This is a genomic window from Robertmurraya korlensis NBRC 107688, assembly GCF_001591645.1.
In the GTDB taxonomy this organism is placed as follows: Bacteria; Bacillota; Bacilli; order Bacillales; family Cytobacillaceae; genus Robertmurraya_A.
Genome location: NZ_BCVH01000007.1, coordinates 22,045 through 46,924 on the forward strand (window position 1 = coordinate 22,045; position 24,880 = coordinate 46,924).

The 24,880-nt window shown below is 38.2% G+C and carries 17 protein-coding genes; all 17 read left to right on the top strand.

The window, feature by feature from the left end; genetic code table 11:
* The first annotated feature begins 5 nt into the window (after positions 1-5).
* The 17 genes from BKO01S_RS11375 (at position 6) to BKO01S_RS11455 (ending at position 24,756) form a co-directional block, all read left to right on the top strand.
* Positions 6-1,079, top strand: coding sequence for a Wadjet anti-phage system protein JetD domain-containing protein (locus tag BKO01S_RS11375; protein ID WP_066053549.1), 1,074 nt, complete (start codon positions 6-8; stop codon positions 1,077-1,079).
* Positions 1,070-2,584, top strand: a complete 1,515-nt coding sequence (locus BKO01S_RS11380) for a hypothetical protein (protein ID WP_232311220.1) — start codon at positions 1,070-1,072, stop codon at positions 2,582-2,584. The genes BKO01S_RS11375 and BKO01S_RS11380 overlap by 10 nt, the downstream gene beginning before the upstream one ends.
* Positions 2,581-3,327, top strand: coding sequence for a DUF6063 family protein (locus BKO01S_RS11385; RefSeq protein ID WP_066053556.1), 747 nt, complete (start codon positions 2,581-2,583; stop codon positions 3,325-3,327). Before BKO01S_RS11380 ends, BKO01S_RS11385 begins: the two co-directional genes overlap by 4 nt.
* A complete protein-coding gene (locus BKO01S_RS11390; protein WP_066053559.1) occupies positions 3,305-7,768 on the top strand; it encodes a hypothetical protein in 4,464 nt (1,487 codons plus the stop codon). Before BKO01S_RS11385 ends, BKO01S_RS11390 begins: the two co-directional genes overlap by 23 nt.
* 220 nt (positions 7,769-7,988) lie before the next feature.
* Positions 7,989-9,074, top strand: a complete 1,086-nt coding sequence (gene bglB, locus BKO01S_RS11395) for a beta-galactosidase BglB (RefSeq protein WP_232311221.1) — start codon at positions 7,989-7,991, stop codon at positions 9,072-9,074.
* A gap of 22 nt (positions 9,075-9,096) precedes the next feature.
* Positions 9,097-9,936, top strand: a complete 840-nt coding sequence (locus BKO01S_RS11400; protein WP_066053564.1) for a sugar phosphate isomerase/epimerase family protein — start codon at positions 9,097-9,099, stop codon at positions 9,934-9,936.
* A gap of 28 nt (positions 9,937-9,964) precedes the next feature.
* Positions 9,965-10,720 carry a 2-dehydro-3-deoxy-D-gluconate 5-dehydrogenase KduD gene (kduD, locus tag BKO01S_RS11405; RefSeq protein ID WP_066053567.1) on the top strand — a complete coding sequence of 252 codons (756 nt, stop codon included), beginning with the start codon at positions 9,965-9,967 and terminating at the stop codon, positions 10,718-10,720.
* 59 nt (positions 10,721-10,779) lie between these two features.
* Positions 10,780-12,090, top strand: a complete 1,311-nt coding sequence (locus BKO01S_RS11410; RefSeq protein ID WP_066053570.1) for a Gfo/Idh/MocA family protein — start codon at positions 10,780-10,782, stop codon at positions 12,088-12,090.
* 26 nt (positions 12,091-12,116) lie between these two features.
* Positions 12,117-13,145 carry a glycoside hydrolase family 88/105 protein gene (locus BKO01S_RS11415; protein WP_066053572.1) on the top strand — a complete coding sequence of 343 codons (1,029 nt, stop codon included), beginning with the start codon at positions 12,117-12,119 and terminating at the stop codon, positions 13,143-13,145.
* 87 nt (positions 13,146-13,232) lie between these two features.
* Entirely contained in the window at positions 13,233-13,940 is a 708-nt protein-coding gene (locus BKO01S_RS11420; protein WP_066053575.1) for a rhamnogalacturonan acetylesterase, read from the top strand.
* 33 nt (positions 13,941-13,973) lie between these two features.
* Positions 13,974-15,971, top strand: coding sequence for a beta-galactosidase (locus tag BKO01S_RS11425; protein WP_066053579.1), 1,998 nt, complete (start codon positions 13,974-13,976; stop codon positions 15,969-15,971).
* Positions 15,968-16,282: an L-rhamnose mutarotase gene (gene rhaM, locus BKO01S_RS11430; RefSeq protein ID WP_066053582.1), complete on the top strand. Its 315-nt coding sequence runs from the start codon at positions 15,968-15,970 to the stop codon at positions 16,280-16,282. Before BKO01S_RS11425 ends, rhaM begins: the two co-directional genes overlap by 4 nt.
* A gap of 99 nt (positions 16,283-16,381) precedes the next feature.
* Positions 16,382-18,136 (top strand): ABC transporter ATP-binding protein, encoded by a 1,755-nt coding sequence (locus BKO01S_RS11435; RefSeq protein WP_066053586.1) that lies wholly within the window; start codon positions 16,382-16,384, stop codon positions 18,134-18,136.
* Position 18,137: 1 nt separating this feature from the next.
* On the top strand, positions 18,138-19,919 hold the full coding sequence (locus BKO01S_RS11440) for an ABC transporter ATP-binding protein (RefSeq protein ID WP_066053589.1): 1,782 nt from the start codon (positions 18,138-18,140) through the stop codon (positions 19,917-19,919).
* 200 nt (positions 19,920-20,119) lie between these two features.
* A complete protein-coding gene (locus BKO01S_RS11445; protein WP_066053592.1) occupies positions 20,120-21,886 on the top strand; it encodes a cache domain-containing sensor histidine kinase in 1,767 nt (588 codons plus the stop codon).
* The gene (locus tag BKO01S_RS11450; protein WP_066053596.1) at positions 21,879-23,435 is read left to right on the top strand and encodes a response regulator; all 1,557 of its coding nucleotides are present in this window, start codon (positions 21,879-21,881) and stop codon (positions 23,433-23,435) included. Before BKO01S_RS11445 ends, BKO01S_RS11450 begins: the two co-directional genes overlap by 8 nt.
* Before the next feature lie 28 nt (positions 23,436-23,463).
* Complete coding sequence (locus tag BKO01S_RS11455) at positions 23,464-24,756, top strand: ABC transporter substrate-binding protein (RefSeq protein WP_066053599.1); 1,293 nt, start codon at positions 23,464-23,466, stop codon at positions 24,754-24,756.
* Positions 24,757-24,880 lie beyond the last annotated feature (124 nt).

Consider the following 24,880-nt stretch of genomic DNA (forward strand, 5'->3'; position numbering starts at 1 on the left):
AGTAGGTGAACAAAATAGATATCATTGAAACAAGGGTGAGAGGGTTTATTGAAGATATTCAGCACCCCAAACAAAAAAAGAAGATTAATATAAATGATTTAGAACTTCAGTTGCGTAAGCTGATGGATGATTATTTTGATATGGATGGCTATTCGCTGTTCTATCGTTCTATTGAGCTATTGCAAGCAGAAGGACAATTGATTCCTATTCAAAATAACCAATATAACGGAAGAACACCAGCTCTACCCCTATATTACTGGGTTAATATAAAAGATCAGTCAACCAAATGGGATCGTCTAGAGATGATGAAACTAAGTGATCAGTTTGACTTTTCCTATTATGAACGTTATCCCGAGTGGCAGACGAAAGAAGAATGGAACCGGATCGAGAATGTATATACTTTTCTCCAAGACCATCAGGAGAGGCAAATGGTTTCCTTTGAAGAGAGAAGCTTGGAGCTTTTTGGGCATGAAAAATTCTTACTAGATGGAGAGCAATTTCCTGAAGGCAAAGGCTTTTTAACTAGAATCGGAGTTTCAGCAGAGCAACTGAAAATGGAGAGCTACGGGGAACCCTTTGTCTTTTGGATGAAGCAAGGGAAAGAAATAAAAGATATTCAGCGTGTGCTCATTGTCGAAAATCTATCTTTCTTCCATACCTCTATTAAATTATTGGAAGCCAATATACTCGATTATGAACCAGAGCTTATTATTTACGGTGAAGGAACAAAAATTGAACGTAGTTTTTCCTTTTTCTTTAAAATGTTCCCACCAAAACCCTACCTATTCTATTACGCAGGAGATCTAGATGCCTCAGGGTATGGGATTCTTGTTCGTCTTATAGAAAAATACCCGGACTGCTGTATACAGCCTGCCTTGAAAATTTATCGCAAAATGCTTGAATGTGTTGAACAAAGAAATGAACAGAAACTTGGCCAAATGCAAAATAGCAAATACCGTGATTCATTTATCAGGTGGTTTACGGAAGAAGAACAAGTCTTATTAATGGAACTATGGCAGGAAAATAAGCGGGTCCCACAAGAGGTATTAACAATAGAAACATGGAGGAGATGGATGTGAACGAATCATGGGAAGGATTCGCCCAGCGAATGCAACGATTAAATCCACTGTTTGAGCTAGGAAGGGGGATGGAGGTTGGTGAATTAAAGCCACATATCCAGACCATTCTCATGCAGGTTCTCCTCACCATTTTTTATAGAGAATTAAATGATGATGATCATAGGCGCAAATCAGATATTAAATATATGGTTGAAGATGCTGTGAAACAAATGAGACTTTTGGCAGACGATAAGCAAATCGAACGGATCACTAGCGGGCTATTATATCAGGGGAAAGAAGAATATAGCAAGCCGTTTGAAGCCCTATATTACGATGAAATCAGACAATCCTGGGAGACGCAAACCTTCCGATATGTCACGATGGATGAACTATATACGAATCTAGAAATCGGCGGTACCATTGTTTATAAACTAACAGATGTTGCTCAGGAAATGATCTTTATGAGCAGAGAAATGGCTGAGGAATTTTCGATTACGATTGAACAACTTTATAGTATGCAGCTGATTAAAAACGGTAATTTCAGAAAAGCTACTCGAAACCTCGATCACCTCATTTCACGAGTGAACCGCTTAATGGCAAATGAATTCTCCTTTCAAAAGGAAATGATCAACAATCCCAAAATTTTATTGGTTGAAGAGGAAAGACAAAGAGCCGACAATCGTGTGGAAATTGAAAAGCAATTTGAAGAGGAAAAAAATCATTTTCGAACCATTACGAGTATGATAGAAAAAACAAAACGCAGGAATGAAGCAGACGATTATATTCAGAAAGAATTGATTCTACTACAGGAAAAAATTGGACATACAAGGCAATTGCATGATCGTTTTGCGAAGCTAGTTATTCAAAATATTTCTTATGAGCTGAAACTAAAAGCGGAAAATCCTTCATTGTTTTGGGAGAAAAGCATGGTTTCATTTCGTGAGCATGTTTATGAGAATTGGTTATTAAAAGAAGGTGTTCAGGATTTTACGGTCATCGAAAAAGTTCTTTCTCCCATGTTCTCACCAAGGAATGAGTTTATACTGCCACTCGATTGGATTTGGGGGGAACAGGAATTTGATGAAAAACAACTAATCGATACTGAACCAGAAGAGGAAGTCGAAGAAAGTGTTACTCGTCTACGAGTGACGAACTGGGATTCGGTTATCAAGGCCTGGAGCTATGTGTTTCAATTTTTACAATCGAACGGAGAGTTTTCATTATCAAATCTCGCCACCATGCCATTAGAAGTACAGGATTTGTGGTTCGAGGAATCTGAAACAATTGATTTATGGATGATGTTTGATAAAAAGCCATTGAAGGTTCAAGTGCTGCATCGGAAGGAAGAAATATTAAGCGATGAAAGAGAAATTCTCCTTCTTAAATTAATGAAAGAATATCCACAATTTGAAGTGTTTGAAGGGATGAAGATCTTTACGATGTTTGATCATCGAGCGGAGCCTTTCGTTTGGTATCAAACGAAAATAACCCCTTTTAAAATATGTATACAGGAGGAGAAACGATGAATACAGAAACGATCAAACGAGCATCGGCTGTCTACTTTACGTTATTAAAAGAAAAGGTCATCGACGAAAATAGTGAACACTTTCAAACATTCTTTGATCCGGAAGTACGCCAGACAGTCTTATTATTAGCAGATGAATCAGGTGCGTATATCATAGAATCGCCTAAACGTATTCATTTGGTGGTCCAGCCAACGGGATCTGTTTTTGCAACAAATTTCACTCATTTGAAAGAGAAACATCGGCAAGTTGAAACGAAGAAACATTTTCACCTCATTAGCATGATCATTATGTCCTTCTTGGCAGCAATAGACCGTAATCAGGCAGCAAGAATCCGTACGAAACGGGAAGGAATTAGCTACTACGCATTAGAACGGAACGTAAATGACCTAATCATGAATTGGGAGAACATTTCTAAAGCGAAACCTACTTTTGGAGAAGAAGAGCGTATCGATATGAAGGAAATGATAACCACATGGAAATACATGGAGGTTGACACCGAGGATTACGGGATGAAAAAAGGCAATAGAAGAACAAGAATCGGTTTAATTGCCAGTGCGATGCGTTTATTAGAGACGGAGGGGCTAATTGTTATTCTTGATCGGGACGATATTCCAAAGGTGATTCCTAAAGCCGAGCTATTTGAGAGAATTGAATATTTGTATCATGATTATGATCGTTATGAACAATTGAAAAAATTAATGACGACAGAGGAGGATGAGCATGCCGAAAATCCATCGAATTAGAATTGTTGGCCTGAAATACGATGGCATGCAAAAGCAATATAAAGATACCACCTTTAATTTCCATAATGAGGAAACATCCACCAATGGCCTGATTGCGATGATGAATGGTGGCGGTAAAGGGGTATTCCTACAAACCGTCTTCCAAATTCTCAAACCAGGAACGTCGTGGGGAAAGCAAAACAATCGTTATTATCAGCAGTTCTTCTTTAATAATAAAGAGCAATTCATTCCGTATACCTTTCATGTTCTCATTCAGTGGGAACTAGATGGTGGTGATCGCCGTCATCTAATCACGGGAGGAATGTTCTCTGCTGAACAGCGAATCTCAATGAGTGAAGAAAGTGGAAGTGAGAGTAAATCTTTGGAACAGGAAGCTAAAATCCTTCCGAATATTACTTTTTATACGAGGGAATTTGAAAGAAAAGAAGAGGCGTCCGTTGAGCATATTCCCCTCTATGAAAATGATGAGGTTGCTGACAGTGAAAGCTTAAAGGACTATTTAAAATGGAATGGATACGACGTTTATCGAGATACGAAAAAGCATTATCGCATCCTAGATACATACGGAATTAACCGTAAAGATTGGGATATTATGAAGGATATTAACAAGGATGAAGGTGGAGTCGGGAAGTACTTTGAGGGTGCCGAAGATGACCACTCCCTATTCCAAAAACGAATTATCCCTACTGTAAGTCAAGTTTTACATCGAACCGAACACCAAAAGAATGACCTTGTTGAGATTTTCAAGAGTCAGGCTAGTATTGCAAAGGATCTGCCTGTTCTTTTAAAAAGAGAACAAGCCCATAAAGAGTTTTTAGAAGACATCGTTCCATTTGAAGAGCATTTAGCTAAAGGGGTCGAACATAAAGAAATCGTTCAGGATAGTATAAAGGTCGGAAGACAGCTCCTAGGTGCTTTAGAGCATTTGAAGAAGTCAGAAGCGGAATTACTGCTTACTTTAGAGGGTGACTTGGAGAAATTAATGATCAAACAAGAAGACCTCCGCTATCAAAAGGATAACTTAGAATATGCAAAAGCCCATAGAGAGGTAATGGAGTGGGATAAGAAATTAGTGGACGAAAGGAAAAAGCATACGTCCTTACAAGATATTGTCAAAGAAAAACAGGAACGAAAAGAACAACTGGTCTTTCAGCTATTGTTGAAAGAGTGGAGTGAAAACGAACAAACGATTCGCGCTTTATCACAGCAGATAGCCATATTGGAACAGAATAGTGGCTTAGAACAAGTGAATCAAAGAATGGATGAAATCAAAAAAGAAGTGGCACAAGAATGGGAGCACTCCTATGTAACCATCCAAGAAGGGGTTAGGCAGTATTTAGGTTATCAGAAATTCTTAAAGAAAAAAGAAACAGAACTCTCACAACAGGATAAACAAAAGACAAAAGAAATTGCTCAAATTAGTACGGAAGCGGATTTTCTATATACACAAATGCATGCCTTTGAATCAAAGGATGCAGCGCTTATTAAAGAGTTTGGTGACCGTTTAACCTATGACTTAAAGGGTTTGATTGAGAGTTTCACTAAGCAAATGGAGGACAAAAAAGGTACATTAGAGGAGATACAAGCTAAGGATAAAGAATCTAGTGAACGACAAAATCAACTGGCTACCTCCCATGGTACGCTCGTCCAATCGATTCAGCATTCAGAAGAAAAATGTGAAGAATTAAAGAGCGCAAAGGAAGAGCAAGAGCAAAGAGAAGCAAAACTATTAGATAAGCTTCAAGGTTTATTAGATCATACCACCACTCCTTTTACACACTCTCTTTTATCAAAGTATGCGATTCAGATCGAAGAAATTCTGGCCAATAACCGAGAACAAGGGGAACAAATGAAAAAAGAGCTTTGGGAGACACAGCTCGACCACTCCTTGAATGACGAGGGCTTCTGGATTGCGAATAAAGATGTAAAAGAATTAAAGGAATGGATTGATGAGAAGACAGGTATTGATGTGTTCTATGGAACCCAATTTCTTCAATCGCTTAGTGCCGAAGAGATGGCGAATTATTGCTTAACGTATCCTCTCCTTCCATACGGTCTGGTCGTCAGTCAGCCTCAATGGAAAAAGATCAATCAACAGGTTCTATCAGGAAGAATGTATAAAAGTCCGGTTCCTATTTTCATGCGCGAGGAAATGAGTAACGACCAACAACAGCCATCCTTTGTCATTATTAACGGAACAGAAAAAGAGTTATTATCGGATAAAAATCAATTCACTCAATGGAAAATTAATATTGCTAAACAAATAGAAGAGAAGAAAGATACGCTCATTGAAATCGAGAAGACAGAAAACTCATTACGTCGTATGTTAAAAGAAATCGATCGGTTTGTATCAGGTAAGCTTTCTAGTGATATCGAAAAAAGCCTACTTCAGGAACAGAACGCTCTTCTTACTAAAAAAGCGAATTTACAGGAAATTACCACCCAAGAACAACGAGAAAAAGAGTTGCAGCATCAGTTAAAAGAGCAATTGGAAACTACAAAGAAGAAAATGGAAAAGATAAAAAGCGATGTTCAAGTGCTAGAGGATTTTGATAAAGAAAAACGGCTCTATCAAGAAAATAAACGAGTGAAACTAGAAAAAGAGAAACAAAAAGAAGCCTTAGTGATCAAGCAACAGGAACTAGGGAAAGAACACCAACAAATCGTAGAGCTACAAAATAAGTGGAACCATACGTTTGTAGAATGGAAGCTAACAACCGAACAGAATATCAAGGAGATTGCCTTCTTTATCGAGGGCGCAATTTTTCCTCCGGATGAAAAAGTAGACCAAAGTGAAGAGATTCCTCGCTTATCTACCAATTTATTAGAAAAGATAAATGGAAGCATCGATGAGCTGAAACAGCTTCAAAAATCAAAAGAAGAACAGGCGAGAGAATTACTCGTTATTCAAGCAAAAAAAGAAACCGAACAAAAGCAGCAGACGAAATTAGAGAAAAAACTCCGAGCTTCTAATGAAGAATGGGAAAAAACAGCGGAACCTGATGAACCGATCAGTATATTAGAAAATATGCTTCAAACGGCGCAGAAGGAAGCAAAGACAGCGGAAAAGGAAGAAAGAGAGCAGGGAACGGCTGTAACGGTAGCAGAAACATCCCTACAGCATGCGACAGAACAGCGTGAAAAGACAGGAAAGAAAGTCGAAAAGCATGAAAAACAGCCTGAAGAATGGGCAGATCTAGACCTAGAAGTGAAGGAAATAGAAATAAAGGACCAAACAAAGATCACGAAAAATGAAGTAAAGAAAACAGAGAAACGCCAAAAAGAAACTGAAACGAATATTGCGAGTTATGAAGGGGATTTGTTAACCCTATCCGTGATCCTTAAGGAAGAAGCGGCAGCCTTTACGGAACATGATCTAGAAAAGATTAAGAGTCAAGGGAAAGCATGTATTCTATCTTGGTGTGAGGAACATCAAGAGATTCTAGAAGAAGGGCAAGAGAAGCATGCGAAAATCGATCAATCATTGCGTAATCTGAAGCTTGCGATTGAAGGAAAGGATTGGGAGATTCGGTTTAAAAATGAAGTATTAACGACACTAGACCACATGGATACTAGGCATTATGCCCATATCCAAAGCATCGTGAAAAATATGAAGCGTTTTTCACAAAGTGGATTAGAACAGTTAGAACGCGACAAAGAAAGGGCAGAAAAGGCTCAAAACTTCTGGGCTAGCCGAGCAAGCATGAAAGTGATGAGTATTGCTGAGGCCATTCGTTCGATGATCGCGAAAATGAAGCTAAAGAATGAACGAGGATCGTTCCCGCTCGTTCAGCTGAAAGAAGATATCTTACCTAAAAAAGCAGAAGATATCGAACCACTATTAAAACAGCACTTCGTAGCGGCGATTAATAAAATTACGAAGCAATTTGATATGATTGATGATCAAAATAGATTACTAGACCAAGAGATAAAGCAACTCATCAGTGATGAGCAAATCTTATTTATCTCTCTAAGAAATCGTTATCCTGAGCTACTCGTCTATAATATGAGAACGGATAACGCGTTTATGTTCGGGAAACCACAAAAAGAGCATTATTCCACTTGGCAAACGATTAATCAAGGTTCAAAGACGAAATCTGATGGTAGTGGTGGACAAAAGTTATCAGCCCGAATGGTAATGATGATGATGTTATTATCAGTGAAAAGCGAAACTGATCAAAGCTGGGTTCCGTTAGTCTGTGATAACCCGTTTGGACAAGCAGCATCCACCCATGTCCTTGATCCGATCTTTGCCGTTGCTAACAAACTGAAGTTCCAATTCATTGTCGTCACTCCGCCTGAACTGGTGAAAACGGAAATCAGCCAACGATTTGATTCCTACTACAAATTGGACTTCATTCGAGAAAAAGGAAAAGAAATAGTTTCCGACACTATTGTTCCAGCATTTCGAATTTTCCAAGGAGAAGAAGTCGTTCAATAAGGTACTCACACAGAAAATCCCACCTTCTACATAGAAGGTGGGGTTTTTTATACTATAAACCATTATCTAGAAGTAGTTCAGATCAGAAAACACTGTTTTTTAATATAAAAAAACTGAATTTTAAATTTTATCCATAAAATCGTTTCCATATAATTAAGTTGAATCTTTATACGAGTAGACATTTATTTTAAATAAACGAAATATGAAGGGGGTAATTAACATGCTAAGACACGAAATTGAACAGAAGATAGAGCTCCTAATTGATAACCTAATTAACTTAAATGATCCAGATGGTAAATATGCGATTCCGCTTGCAGATGGGAGAAAAATCGATAATAAGAGCTTTAATTATTGGGAATGGACAGCGGGTGTCGGTTTATATGGAATGATGAAATATTATAAATTAACGAAAAAAGAAGAGATTTTATCTATTATTATCAAATGGTTTGACGATCAGTTCAAAGAGCCTCCAGTTGAGAAGAATGTGAACACGATGGTACAAATGTTAACGCTTGCATATTTATATGAAGAAACAGGTAATCCCACTTACCTTCCTTATTTGGAAACTTGGGGTGACTGGTTATACCATGATATGCCGAGAACAAAGGGTGGAGGAATTCAACACGTTGTTTTCGGATCGGAGAACTATCAACAATTATGGGATGACACGTTAATGATGAGTGTTTTGCCGCTAACAAAAATTGGTTTATTGATTAATAAGCCAGAATATGTGGAAGAGGCAAAAAAACAATTTTTAATACATATCAAATATTTATCTGATAAGAAAACAGGTTTATGGTTCCATGGCTGGACGTTTGAAGGAAATCACAACTTTGCAGAAGCTCTGTGGGGACGAGGGAATTCATGGGTAACGATTGCTATTCCGGAATTTCTAGATTTAGTTGAATTAGATGAAACTGACGCCGTACGTCAAGTATTAACTGATACGCTGGAGCAACAATTGGCTGCGCTTGAGCTATGCCAAAATGAAAACGGTTTATGGCACACATTGTTGCTTGACCCAAGTTCCTATGTGGAAGCCTCCTGTACAGCTGGTTTTGCGTTTGGAACGTTACGGTCTGTCCGTAAGCGATATGTTCCTAAAAGATACTTAAATATGGGATTAAAAGGAATTTCAGCGGTCATTGAAAATATTAATGATCATGGTGAATTACAACATGTTTCGGCTGGAACCGCAATGGGAGAAACACAAGAGTTTTACAAGGAAATTCCAGTTACTGCTATGCCATATGGGCAATCAATGGCCATTCTTGCATTAGTAGAGTATTTATATCACAGAATCTAATCAATCAGTTGAGGTGAATGAAATGAATATCGGTATTAGAGCCCATGATATAGAAAACCGGCCGTTAGAGGAGTTAGTAACAGAAATCGCGGGGAAAGGTCTAACATCCGTACAATTAGCACTTAGTAAATCATTTGAAGGGTTGAATACCGAATTAGGTAGTTTAAGTCCTGGATTAGCCAAACATATTGGAAATGAATTTTCAAAACAAAAAGTCCAAATCGCTGTCCTAGGTTGTTATTTTAATATGATTCATCCTGACCAAGTGGAGAGAAGGAAAGGAATCGAGCGATTTAAAGAGCATATCCGATTTGCAAGGGATTTTGGCTGCAGCATTGTTGCAACCGAAACAGGAAATGTAAACGCAGAAATCATCTATACAGAGGATAATTTCAAAGAAGAGCCTTTCTTAGAGGTAGTTGAAAGTGTTCGTGAACTCGTACAAGAGGCGGAGAAATTTGGTGTGATTGTTGGGATTGAAGCAGGTGTAAATCATCCTATCTATTCACCAAAAGTGATGAAAAGGCTGTTAGATACGATCTCTTCGAACAATCTTCAAGTAATCCTTGATCCAGTAAATCTGTTAACCGTGGATACGTATGAAAATCAGGAGGAGATTTTCCAGGAAGCAATGGAGTTATTCGGAGATCGGGTTGTTATTCTTCATGCGAAGGATTTTATCGTTCAAGATAATCAACTACTAACGACCGCGGTGGGAAAAGGCCTTTTAAACTATGATTTTATCTTGAAGAGGATTCATGAGAAAAAACCATATATAAATATTTTATTAGAAGAAACAAAGGAGCCTTATATTGATGAAAGTGTGGCTTTTTTAAAGGAAAGATATCAACTGTCTAAATAAATTCGTCAAAGGGATAGGGGAGAGAGACTTGACATCACTTTTTTCATTAGAAGGGAAAGTGGCATTAATCACTGGAGCAAGTCGTGGGCTTGGACAGGGAATGGCTGTAGGGTTGGCAGAGGCGGGGGCTCTTGTCATCGGAGCAGGCATGAGTGATATGTCAGAAACGAGAAAACAGATAGAATCAATCGGTGGTACCTTTCATGAAATACAAGCGGATTTATCCAAGCCTGATGCGGCAAGTCAATTGGTTGAAAAGGCCTTAGAGTTAACAAATTCGATCGATGTTCTAGTAAATAATGCAGGGATTATTCGCAGATCTGAAGCGGAAAGTTTTTCAGATGAGGATTGGCTCGAAGTCATTCAAGTGAATCAACATGCTGTTTTCCAACTCTGTCGTGAAGCGGGGAAGCATATGGTCGGAAAAGGGTCAGGAAAGATCATTAATATTGCTAGCATGCTTTCCTTTCAAGGGGGGTTACGAGTTCCTGCTTATACGGCTAGTAAGCATGCGGTTGCTGGCTTAACCAAATCGCTTGCAAATGAATGGGCAGGAAAAGGGGTTAATGTAAATGCCATTGCGCCAGGATATTTTGCAACCGATAACACGGCACCTATTAGAGAGGATGCCGATCGTAACGCTTCTATTACCTCAAGAATTCCGCAAGGACGCTGGGGAACACCAGAGGATTTAAAGGGAGCTGTTATTTTTCTAGCTTCAGATGCAGCTAACTATGTTAATGGCCATATTTTAGCGGTCGATGGTGGATGGTTGAGTTCATAAAATGGGTGCTTAGGATCTTCTTTTATATAAATTTTTTTTACTAAATTGGGGGAAGAACCATGAAGAAAATTGTTGTATGTGGATTAAGTAATCGAGCACTAGGAATGTTTGTTGATTCGATCCTTCATCAATTTGGTTCAAATAATCAAATTGTAGGATTACTCGATTCCGACGAGCGGAGAATAGAGCTTTGCAAGGAGCGTTTTCCGCAATTAGCATCTGTTCCTGCTTATGATCCAGTTCAATTCCAGCAAATGGTTGATGAAACCAATCCTGATACGGTGATTGTAACGAGTAGAGATGATACTCACATCAATTATATATTACAAGGCTTAGAGAGGAGCTTAACGGTTATTACTGAAAAACCAATGGTTACGAATGCTCACGATGCTAAAAGAATCATAGAAGCGGAAAAGGTGAGTAACGGGAGAGTCATTGTTGCCTTCAACTACCGTTATAATCCGTTCCATCGAAAAATAAAGGAATTGATTTTAGAAGGGAAAATTGGAAGAGTTACGTCTGTAGACCTTAATTGGTATATTGATACATACCATGGCGCCAGCTATTTCAAAAGATGGAACCGCAACCGGGAGTTTTCAGGTGGATTATCAATTCATAAATCCACCCACCATTTTGACCTAGTCAACTGGTGGCTAGATCAGAAGCCAGAAGAAGTCTTTGCCTATGGTGCCTTACATTATTTTGGGAAGGACGGAGAATTCAATCCGAGTCTAACAGATAATCGATACTGTAGCACTTGCGAAGAAAAGCACTTGTGTCATTACTATATGCGCTGGTCAGACCGTAGAAATAATGTAAATGCAATAGACGACCATATAAAAGCAGATAGCATTGAGAAGTCAGCACATAACTATACCCATTATCGTCCGGATTCATGTATTTTTGATCATGCGATTGAGATTGAGGATACCTACGTAGCAACCGTAAAGTATGACAAAGGTGCGTTCTTAAGTTATTCCGTAAACTTCTCTCTTCCGTATGAAGGCTACCGTTTAGCCATTAACGGTACGAAAGGAAGAATTGAAACAACGGAATATCATGAGCCAAGCCGAATACCGTTTTCAGTCCCTGAACAGACCATCGAGTTTTATCCACTGTTTGGCGGGGCGAAGGAGACGATTCATGTTCTTCAAACGGGAGGCGGCCACGGTGGAGGAGATCCTGTATTGTTGGAAGATCTCTTCTTAGGAGTAGATCAAACCCGCCAATATCCGATCTTAGCAGGTGCAGAAGCGGGGGCATATTCCATTGCCGTTGGTGAAGGGGTATGGCGTTCAGTGAAAGAAAAGAAGCCATATAAAATAGAAGATTTGTTGCGAAATAACGCAGATTTCTCTTTAACAAAGTAATAGGAATGCCCAAGAGGAGGATAAGAATGCCACAATTAGTTCTCGAGCAAAACAAGGTATCGCAGGCGATTGACCGCATTGTTGAAAGGACCTTTCAAATGGATTTCAGTTGGGATTGGCCAGGTGGAGTCGCTTTATTTGGTGTGGCCGAAGCTTACGAAGCCACTGGTGAGAAGAAGTACTTGCAATACATTAAGGATTGGGTAGATGCAGAATTAGAAGATGGTCTTCCGAGACTTACCGTAAATGCCTCTTCCATTGGCCATGTTCTATTAACCTTGTATAAGGAAACAAATGAAGAAACGTATATAGAGTACGCCACACAAATGGCAGATTATCTACTACATGACGCCGAGCGCTTTGCGGATGGAGTTCTGCAGCATACAGTCAACGGAACGAAATATCAATTTCCTGAACAAGCATGGGTAGATACAATGTTTATGGCTGGGTATTTCCTATTAAGAATTGGCCATTTATTAGATAGAGAGGATTACTTTAACTTTGGATTAAAGCAATACCATGGACATGAAAATTTCCTCCAAGATGACATGACCAACTTGTACTATCATGGCTGGGACAATCTTGCACAAAATCATATGTCCTCCATTTATTGGGCCAGAGGAAACAGCTGGGCAGCCTATACAATGGCTCGTGCTCTTGAACTGATTGAGGTTCAGCACCCATCCTTTATGATTATCCAAGGTTCCTTACGTGACCAGTTAAGTGCATTGGTTCGTTTACAATCTGAATCGGGACTTTGGCATACCATTGTAGACGATCCAACCTCCTATCTTGAAACATCAGGATCTGCTGGGATTGCTGCTGCATTATTGACACGAGGGAAACTGTACAACAAATATATCCAGAGATCAGTTGATGGAATTCTTGGTCAAATAAGAGAAGACGGCTCGGTGACGGGAGTTTCGGCAGGAACGGCTGTTATGTTCAATGCGGATGGATACAAAGAAGTTCCTTTTAAACGAGTACAGGGGTGGGGCCAAGGGCTTGTATTAGCCTTTTTATCACTGCTATTAAAAAGAGAAAATAAAAACTAGTAAACATTGAAACCTGTGGTCGTAGTAAGCTTCCACAGGTTCTTTTAAATCAATAGTTTCAATTTTGTAATAAAGGAGGAAAAATAGATGCTAATCGACGGGAATTCAAATGGTCCGGATGCTCCTAAGACGATCAAACTCTTTTTAGCTGGAGATTCTACCGTAGCGAGCTGTCCTCGGAATGAGGCACCAATGGCCGGTTGGGGGCAAGTGTTTCAATCCTTTTTTACAAAGGACGTTAAAGTTCTTAACTTTGCGAAGGGCGGAGCAAGTACAAATACCTTTATTGAGCAAGGATATCTGGATATCATACTAGAGTTCATTCAGCCGAACGATTATCTGTTTATACAATTTGGACATAATGATCAGAAACCTTTTGGTACGGAGCCTTTTACAAGCTATCCGTTATACCTCACTGAATATATAAATGGTGCAAGGGAGAAAGGTGCGATTCCTATCCTGGTTACTTCTGTCCATCGACGCAATTTTAATGAAGAGGGTCGATTAGTAAACACTCTCGGGGACTATCCAACCTCCATGATTCAGTTAGCGGAAACACTGGATGTACAAATGATCAATTTATGGAACAAAACAGAAAAACTCTATGAGTCATTGGGGTCAGAAAATTCGAAGAAATTGTTTGTCTGGTTTCATGAAAATGAACACCCAAATTATCCAGATGGACTTCAGGATAACACTCACTTTTGTGAATCAGGAGCTAAGGAAATCGGAAAGCTCGTAATAGAAGGAATCAAGGAATTGAAGCTGCCAATTATGTCTTTTATCAAAGAGTAGAGTTAGATCTACAAATAAGAGAAGGTGATACGTATGGGAAAAAAGTTATTTCACGGAGCTGCCTATTACCCGGAGCTTTGGGATGAGAAGGTAATTGAAGAAGATATTAAGTTAATGAAGCAAGCAGGTATTAATGTCGTTAGAATGGGAGAGTTTGCTTGGTCCACGATGGAGCCAGAGGAAGGGAAGTTTGAGCTGAGCTTTTTTGTAAATATAATAGAAAAACTCTATGAAAATGGTATTGAAACCGTTATGTGTACCCCGACTCCTACTCCACCTATTTGGTATACGTATGGGCATCCGGAGCGAATGTATGTGGATCGTGAGGGGAAGGTGATGGACCATGGATCTAGACAGCATGCGTGCACCAACCATCCATTTTTTAGAGAAAGAGCGGCACTGATTACGGAGAATCTAGCAAATGCAGTCGGAAGCTTGCCTGGGGTCATAGGTTGGCAGATTGATAACGAGTTTAAATGTCATGTGAGCGAATGTATGTGTCATACGTGTAAAGGCCAATGGCATCTTTGGTTAGAGAATCGCTATGACACAATAGAAAACCTAAATAATGCTTGGGGAACGAAGATTTGGAGCGAATATTATTATCGTTTTGAACAGGTACCGCAGCCGGGGCCAGCACCTTTTTTACACAACTCCTCATTAAGTACGATGTACCAACTCTTTTCAATGGAAAAAATGGCAGAGTTTTCCGATGAACAGGCAGAAATCATTAGAAGGTTTTCAAGTGCACCTATTACACATAACAGCTCCGTCTTTTTCAGTGTAGACAACGAGAGACTATATGAAAATTTGGACTTTGCTTCGTTTGATACTTATGCCACCATCGATTCCTTTGAAAACTATTTAATTAATAATGATTTGTGGAGGAACTTCAAAAAAGGGAAAAGTTTTTGGGTCATGGAAACCAGTCCATCCTATGCGGCATCCTTAGAAAGCCATGCAACACCACATCCAAATGGCTACCTGAAAGCAGAAGCAGTAGCTTCTTATGCATTAGGTGCTGAAGCGTTCTGTTATTGGTTGTGGAGACAGCAACGTGCAGGTTGCGAACAGCCGCACGGGTCTGTAATCAGTGCCTGGGGAAAGCCTACAGTTGGATTCTCCAATGTACTAGAAGTAGAAGAAATGCGTAAAGAAATTGAATCAATTATTCTATCAACTACACCTTCACAAGCAGAATTAGCTATTACTTATTCTGACCGTGGCAAGGCCTTCTTAAAGACCGAACCGCACCGAGATTTGAATCATCGTACGTTAGTTACAGACTTCTATAAACGGATATTATCCATGGGAATTCATCGCGATGTGATTCCTGAAGGAGCAAGCTTAGATGGGTATAAACTATTGTTCACCCCGTTTATACCTTACTTACCCTCTGACTATATTGCCAGAGCAGTAGAATTTGTTGAAAGTGGTGGAACTTGGATTGTCGGTCCGTTAACAGGAGGTCGTACTGAGCATCACACTGTTCATACCGATAAAGCCTTAGGAGAACTAGAAAAATACGCTGGTGTAGAAGTACTATACACCTACCCAATGGATGATAGCGGAACAATCGGGCGTGCGTTTGACATAGCCGCACCATTAGGGAAATGGAGTTCTGTGTTCGAAACAGATTCCAAAAGTACCGTCGGGATCATTGAAGAGGGACAATCAAAAGGAAAATCCTTTCTTACCGAACACCCACTTGGAGCAGGAAAAATCGTTATGCTTGGGTCCTTGCCACAAGGAGAGACAGGAGATTTACTGTTGCAGAAATTAATTGATCACTATTCACAAGAAGCAAACCTTACCATGAGAACAGATGTATCAAAAGGTACGATCGTTGCCCCGAGACAAGGGGATGGTTACACCGTGTGGTTTATCATCAATATGGACGGAAAGGGCGGCTCTGTATCGATCCCGCAACGAGGAGTAGATTTGCAGACCCATAGCCTAGTTGAGCCAGGGAAGCTTGTGCTTGGTAGCTTTGAATATAAGATGATTCAGTTTAAGGGGGAGTTAGAATGATTCGTAAAGCATCTGTCATGAAAGTGTTCGCTGGTTATCACGAGGAATATAAAAAACGCCATGATGAACTATGGCCAGAAATGGAAGTGGAACTAAAGAACCACGGAGCTCATCACTATTCCATTTTTTTAGATGAGAAAACCAATACCCTCTTTGCCTATGTAGAAATTGAAAGCGAAGATAAGTGGAATCAGATGGCCCATACGGACATTTGCCAAAAATGGTGGGCTTATATGAAGGATATTATGGAAACGAACCCGGATAACAGCCCTGTTTCAACCGAGCTAAAGCAGGTATTTTATTTAGATTAATAGATGAACCTAAAAGAGAGACCGTTAGTCGCTATTGAGTGGTCTCTCGTTTTTATTGTGTAACACAAAAAATTATAACAATAAAGAGGGGGATAGTTTATGCATAGCTTGCGTTGGGCATGGAGCTATATCCGTCACTATAAAGGAAAGTTGATTATTGGTTTACTATTGGCTCTAGCTGTGTCAGCCCTAAATATGGTCAATCCCTATTTAGCAGGGAGAATGGTTGATGATGTTATGTATGGTGAAAAGACAGGAATGTTATGGACCCTAATAGCCTTCATGATTGGAACAACAGTTGTAAGGACCTCCGTGCGATATGGCTATCAGATTATGTTTGAAAAAATTTCGCAAAATGTCATTTTTAGAATGAGAGAAAACCTTTATGATCGTCTTCTTCAACTGGATTTTGCCTTTTATGATCGGACAAAAACAGGTGATATTATGGCCCGAATGACCGGTGATATGGAGGCGATACGACATTTTACCGCTTGGACTATTTACATGATATTTGAAAATGCCACCATTTTTATCTTTGCGATTGTCTTTATGTTTACGATCCATCCTCCGTTAGCTTTAGCTATCTTATCAATTGCTCCAGTTATTGCATTTTTTGCGTTCCGTTTATCGAGCGATGTTAAGCCAACGTTTACAGAGATTAGAAATCAATTTGCAAAGCTTAATTCAATAGTTCAGGAGAATATCAGTGGGAATCGAGTGGTAAAAGCTTTTGCCAAAGAAAGTTATGAAATTGAAAAGTTTTCCGCTGAAAATGAGGCTTTTAGAGATCGAAATCTACAATCTGCTAAAGTATGGGAGAAATATTTACCCGTTCTTGATTCTCTCGCAGGTGTCTTAACGGTAGTGATGATATTAGTTGGGGGTATGATGGTGATAACAGGTTCCCTTACAATGGGAGAACTTGTTATCTTTAATTCTTTGATCTGGGCATTAAATAACCCTATGCGGATGGCAGGATGGTTGATGAATGACCTCCAAAGATTTATTGCTTCAGCTGAAAAGGTAGAGGAATTGCTGCTTACAAAATCACCAATGATGAATGGGATTAAGAGGAGTGATATTCAAGATATAACAGCAGGGACTGTTGAGTTTGAGCGTGTTTATTTTAGCTATGGTGATGGCATGGTTCTAGAGGATGTGACCTTTGAAGCGAATCCTGGGCAAACAGTAGGGATTATTGGCCCAACTGGCTCAGGAAAATCAACATTAGTGAACTTGCTTAGCAGATTTTACGACACAACCAGTGGAACGATTAAAGTGGGTGGTAGGAACGTTAAGGAATGGAATATTCATCAATTACGATCATCCATGGGAATGGTTATGCAAGATATTTTTCTATTTTCCGATACCATTGAAGGGAATATTGCCTATGGCAGTCCAAATGCAACATTGGAGGATGTTCAAGCTGCGGCAAAAAAGGCTGAAGCTCATGATTTTATTTCAACCCTTCCTGAGGGTTATGACACGATTGTTGGTGAAAGGGGTGTAGGATTATCAGGAGGTCAGAAACAACGGATTGCACTTGCAAGAGCCCTCCTGAAAGATCCGAGCATTCTCATCTTGGATGATACTACCTCCAGTGTGGATATAGAAACAGAGGAAAGAATTCAAAACACACTACAATCTATTCAACAAAGCAAAACTTGTTTTATTATTGCTCATCGTATTTCCTCTGTAAAAGAGGCAGATTTAATTCTCGTCATGAATAATGGCAAAATCATTGAAAAAGGAACTCATGATGAATTGCTTTTGAATAAAGATTACTATTATCATGTCTTTCAAAACCAATATGGGAACTTTGATGTTCACCTAATTGCAGGGAAGGTGAGATAAAGTGGCACGAAATAAATTTAATGTGGACGAAGAGCTAGAAACACCTTTTAGTATGGTTCACTTAAAAAGATTACTAGTGTATGTTAAACCCTATAAAAGAACCATCCTATTCACGGTCTTACTCATGATCATTGCAAGTGGTGCAAATTTGATTGGCCCTTATTTAATCAAACAGGCAATAGATGAAGAAATCCCGTCGAAAGATAGTACAGGACTAGTTATTTTGGCGGGCATTTATTTAGGTGCCTTGATCATTACAGGAATCTGTATGAAGTACAGAATCCGAATGATGTCTCAGATAGGTCACAATGTGATCAAACAGATCCGAAAAGATTTATTTACCCACTTACAAAAGCTTTCCTTTTCATTCTTTGACAGTCGGCCACATGGGAAAATTTTGGTGCGGGTAGTTAATTATGTGAATTCACTAAGTGACCTTTTATCAAACGGATTAATTAATTTAATCACCGACCTCTTTAGCTTATTGGTCATCATCGGCTTTATGCTTGCGATTGATGTCAAGTTAACCCTAGCTGCGATGGCAGGTTTCCCTATCCTAGCCGCAATCATATTTTTAATAAAAAATGCACAGCGGAAAGCTTGGCAGAATTTAAGCAATAAGCAGTCGAATCTGAACGCTTATATCCACGAAAGTATCAATGGAATCAAAGTAACCCAAGCTTTTGTACGAGAGGAAGAAAATAAAAAAATCTTTCATGGGGTTTCCAATGGATACAGAGGTTCATGGCTTCAAGCGATTAAAGTTCATTTTTTATTATGGCCAGCCATTGAGAATATATCTGTACTTACCGTTTCTTTGATTTACGTGATGGGTATCAGCATGATTGGAAGTGGCATTACAGTCGGTTCTTTGGTTGCGTTTGTCGGATATATCTGGATGTTTTGGACACCTCTGGCTAATATTGGAAACTTTTATAATGCGATTATTAATGCTTCGGCATACCTTGAAAGAATTTTTGAAATGATGGATGAAAAACCAACAATCATGAATGAACCGGGAGCGACTGACCTAGAGACTATTAAAGGGAAAGTTGAATTTAGCAATGTGGTCTTTGGTTATGAAGAGAATGATAGGAACCTAGATGGGATCAACTTCCAGGTGAATCCGGGTGAATCTATAGCTATTGTTGGTCCAACCGGGTCTGGAAAAACGACAATTGTCAATTTGATCAGCCGTTTTTATGATATAAATAGTGGACAGATAAAAATTGATGATGTTGATATTAAGACCGTAAGCGTTCCTTCCCTTCGAAAGCAAATGGGGGTAATGCTTCAGGATCCATTTATATTTTCGGGAACCATTATGGACAATATTCGTTATGGTAGATTAGAAGCAACAGATGACGAGGTAGTGGAGGCAGCAAAAGCAGTGCAAGCCCATGATTTTATTACCCAGTTAAATGATGGATATAATACAGAGGTAAATGAAAGAGGAACAAAGCTATCAAACGGTCAGAGGCAGCTGATCTCTTTTGCCAGAGCATTACTCGCTGATCCGAAAATCCTAATTTTAGATGAAGCAACATCTTCTATAGATACAGAGACAGAGCTTGCCCTGCAAAAGGGACTAGAGGCGTTGCTATCTGGAAGAACTTCCTTTATTATTGCCCACCGCCTTTCTACCATTCAAAATGCATCCCGGATCTTTTTTATTGAAAAAGGGAAAATTCGGGAGGAAGGAACACACGAAGAATTAATTCAACAGAGAGGCCTATACTGGAGTTTGTATACTTCACAATATTCCTCTTTAGTAGTTGGCTAATGTAAAGCTCCCAATCTAGGGGGCTTTTTTAATTGATTATTTAGAAAACTCAAACTCCTTAAATATTCCCTTTGAAAAATAGTTTAATAATGGTAAAATTTAAGTAACACGTACGGACAAATTTTGCTCTTTTTTGCTAATAAAAATGACGGCGCTTTCATACTTATCTACCAATAAACGGAAATTGGAGAATCACTCGAATGAAAAAGGTCTTTAATCAACTAAAGAGACGATATGATAATCTAAAAATAAAATACAAACTTTTTGTACTCGTTTCATGGATTATGATTCTCTCATTTTCTTTTACCTTTTTTGGACTAAGCTATGCCTTTAAAATTTACGATGAACAAATCTATAGCAAGTCCTCACAAGTTTTAAGTACATCCTCAAATAGTATTGAGAATGAATTAAAACGGATGGAGGACGTTTCCTATAATATTTTAACGGATCCCCAAATCCAACAATACTTATCTTTAATTATGGAAGACAGTACCGAATATGAAAAATTTCGTTTGCGCAACCAAATGAGTGATAAACTTCTTAGCTATGTTAATAAAGAGACCTATATTCAATCAGTTTATTTGGTCGATGCAAATGGGGAAGAGTACGCAGTAGGACCCAAAAGCGTGAAACTATCAGATAGACAAAAGAAGTATGTCACCAATATGGCGATAAGTGCAGATGGGAGCAATGTATGGCTTAATCCAAGGGAAAATGATTTTACCATTGCTACTGCTCGAGAAATTAGACAGTACAGAAACTTAAGTTTTGATAACTTAGGTACACTTGTTATTTATATCAACATGGATAAGCTTGTTGGGAATATATTAGAGGGTTCTAGAAGGATAGATGGTGAATTTTTTATTGTTGATACAGATGACGTTATTTTTCCTAAGGAGACCAATTTTCTAAAAGAGCCATTATTAACATTAGACTCAGGATACCAGATAAAGGAAATTGGTAAAAAAAATTACTTTCTTGTTTCTATTAAGTCAAATTACTTTGATTGGGGTTACGTTAACGCGATTCCCTTTAATCAAATTTTTAACAATATAAATCTTGTTAAAACATTTTTAATCATTATATTTATTCTGATGTTCGCTGTTGTAACTGTATTAGGAATGCGATTTGCGAGGAATATAACAATTCCTTTAGAAAATCTTGTAGCTGGAATGCAACACCTAAAGGTTGGTGATTTTAAAGAGGCAAGAGAGGAAACGCTTAAGTTTTCAACCACTCAGGATGATGAAGTGGGAAAACTGCAACAAAACTTTCAAACCATGATCCAGCAAATTGACGAGTTAATCCATGAAGTTTTTTCTAAGCAGCTAACAATCAAGGAAACAGAATTTAAAGCTTTACAGGCTCAAATTAACCCTCATTTTTTATACAATACATTAGAATCTATCAACTGGTTAGCTAAGGGAAATGGTCAAACCCAGATTTCGAAAATGGTTGAAGCGCTCGGTTTTTTATTGCGCAATTCTATTTCTCTAAAAAAACCATTGATTACGGTAGAGGAAGAACTTGATATTGTGAAAAATTACATCATTATTCAAAGTTATCGATTTGAAGAACGATTGGACTTTCACATGAATGTAAATCCAGATCTATATGGATATTCTATCCCAAAATTAACGATACAGCCCCTCGTTGAAAATGCCATTCACTATGCATTAGAACCAATGATAGAAACTTGTAAAATTGAAGTATATTCAATTGTTAAAAATGACTCTTTCCAACTAGTTGTTGAGGATAATGGTCCAGGAATGGAGCCTACCTTCATAGAAAAGTTAAAAAGGGGAGAAGTGAAAACAAGAGGACAAGGGCTAGGTTTATCAAATATAGATGAAAGAATAAAGCTTTCTTTCGGAGAAGACTATGGAGTTAGGATTGAGAGTGTACCTAATGAAGGAACAAAGGTAATCATTGTACTACCGTTTGATAAGGGGGGAAATCATGTATAAGGTTTTATTAGTAGATGATGAAAGAATTATTACTGATGGCATGTCTAAGGTCATTGACTGGGAATCTATTGGAACCAATTTAATGGGAACGGCAAGAAACGGCATCGAAGCATTCAGTGTAATTGAACAAAAACAACCTGATATTGTGATTAGTGATATCAAAATGCCTGGAATGAACGGGTTAGAGCTTGTTGAAAAAGTGAACAGCGTGTTTCCAGACATCCGATTTATTCTCTTATCAGGCTTTAGTGAATTTGATTATGCAAAACAGGCAATGGCATATGGAGTGAAACACTATCTTCTAAAACCATGTAATGAGCACTCGATTATGGATGCTGTAACAGAGCTATGTGAAGAGTTAACACAAAGACAAAATCGCGAACAATTTGTTAATAAAATGAAAGTAACCCTAGAAAGTGTTATGCCTTATGCAAAGGAACAGATGTTAAAGGAAATTGTCACCAATCAGTATGAAAATAAAGATTTGGATTACTATCATAAACTATTTCAATTAGATTTACATTCCTCTAACGTACGGATGGTATTATTCCAACTAGAGGGTGAGTTCCAATTTGAACAAATGTTTGCTATTAAAAATATAGCAGAACATATTTTTGACTCTTTTATTCTTAGCTGTACGGTAGGGCAAACCGTTTTGTTTTTAATTGAAGATAGTGTAGATACTCGTAATCTTCATAACCAAATTGAAAAGATTAAAAAAACGTTTTTTCAATATTACCGAATGGATTGTACAATTGCTATTACTGATGAAGGAAACATTAGGCATGCTAATAAATTATATAAGGAAGCACTTGATTGTCTGGCTTATCGATTTTATTTAAATGAAGGCGGGATTATAACTTCGAAGGATATCTCTAATCCATACGGTTTTGCGGAAGGAGATTTTTATTTTGATGATCAAAAGTTTTGTCGCTTAGTAAAATCGGGTTCATGGGAGGATGTTAAGAAAGAAATCAGCACATTCATTAATCATTTAATCTATTTAAAACTAGATATTCACACCACCAAGTCATACGTGATTCAACTTTTTAATGCCATGATTCGTTTATGTGAAGCAACAGAGATGAATAAGTATTTAGCCCAATTAACCATTCTATTAGAAATGGAAACAATCCAATCAATGAAGGCCTTTTTTGAAAGCGTTGCCGAGGAAATAACATTTTTATTTTATAACCAAAACAAGAATAAGCACTCGGCAATTATCAATAAAGTGTTTGAAATCATTGAGAAACACATTGGGAATCAACATTTATCCTTACATTGGGTAGCCAACGAGATGTTATATATGAACGCTGATTATCTAGGAAAGCTATTCAAGAAAGAAACGGGTGAAAAGTTCTCCAATTATATAACAAAGCAAAGAATTGAACTGGCCATTGAATTAATTGAAAAAGAAAATGATGTAAAGGTGTTTGAATTAGCAGAGAAAATTGGGTATGGTGATAACCCTCAATACTTTAGTCAGGTCTTTAAAAAACACACAGGCTATACTCCATCAGAATATAAAAAAGAATCGTTACAAGGGTAGGAAAAAATAAATAAAAGGGGAAATAACAATGAAAAAACTATTATTTTCAACCTTATCCCTAGTAATGGTAGTTTGCGCTGGTTGTGGAAAAGTAGACCTTCTCAATTTGGCATCGAGTCAGGAAAAAGAGAGGGTTACTATAAAAATTGCCTGGTGGGGTGAAAAGCCTAGACATGATTATACAATGGAAGTAATTGAGTTGTTTGAAAAAACATATCCCCATATTAATATTGAACCAGAGTATGCCTACTGGGATGATTATTGGAAAAGGCTAGCCCCGCTAGCAGCGGCAAATCAACTTCCAGATATTGTACAAATGGATCTCCTATATTTGAAAACCTATAGTGAGAATAACTTGCTAGAGGACCTGACCCCTTTTATAGATGAAGGAGTCATTAATACAGACGATATTAGTGAGGATTTTCTCTTAGGGGGTAAAGTAAATGGGGCGATGTACGGCTTTCCACTTGGATTAAATGTACCTGCCATTATCGTTGATCGGGATTTACTTTCTTCAGCTATTGATTCTTTTCCGGATTCCAACTGGACCTGGGCAGACTATGAAGAAATCGTTTCTAAGGTACATAATGTAAAGGGTATTTATGGAACCAACGGAATGAAATCAGTAGACGTGTTTTTTTCGTATTATCTTCGGACGAAAGGAATGAATTTATATAATAATAGCGGGACCGGGTTAGGGTATGAGGAAGATCAGTTGTTTATTGATTACTTTGAAATGCAATTGAGATTACTAGAAAAAGGTGCGTTTCCAAGGGCTGATGAAGAAGATCAAATTAAAGGAATTGAGAATGGATTACTAGTCAATAAATTGGCACCTATGACCTGGGCTTATTCCAATCAATACATCGGGATTTCAGAAGCCGCCAACCGTGAGCTTGATCTTATTCCTCCTCCGGGACCTGGGCAGTTTGAGGGCTTAACATTGAGACCGAGCATGCATTTTTCTATATCTAAGAGTTCAAAAAATAAAGAAGCAGCTGCACTTTTTATTAATTTTTTTATCAATAATATTGAAGCAAATCAAATCATAAAAGGAGAAAGAGGAGTACCTATTTCTTCAACAATTGCCGATAAAATAGAAAATGTGCTTTCTGAAGATCAGAAAAACGTCTTTGAATACGTTTATAAAGTAAAAAATAATAACCCAAAAGTGGAAAAAGCAGACCCTTTAGGAGGCATTGAGGTAGTGAGCTTATTACAGGATATATCAGACCAAATCCTTTTTAAGAAGATCACCCCAAGTGAGGGAGCAAAAATGTTTAGAACAGGGGCAAATAGTATTCTATCAAATAAAAACTAATATTTTTACTGGAGTAAGGGCTCTTTCGAACAAGATAAAATCACTTGTTCAAGGAGTCTTTTTTGTTTTCAAATAAATGTCTGATTTTTAAACAAATAGGACGGAAAAATGGATTCAGAATAGT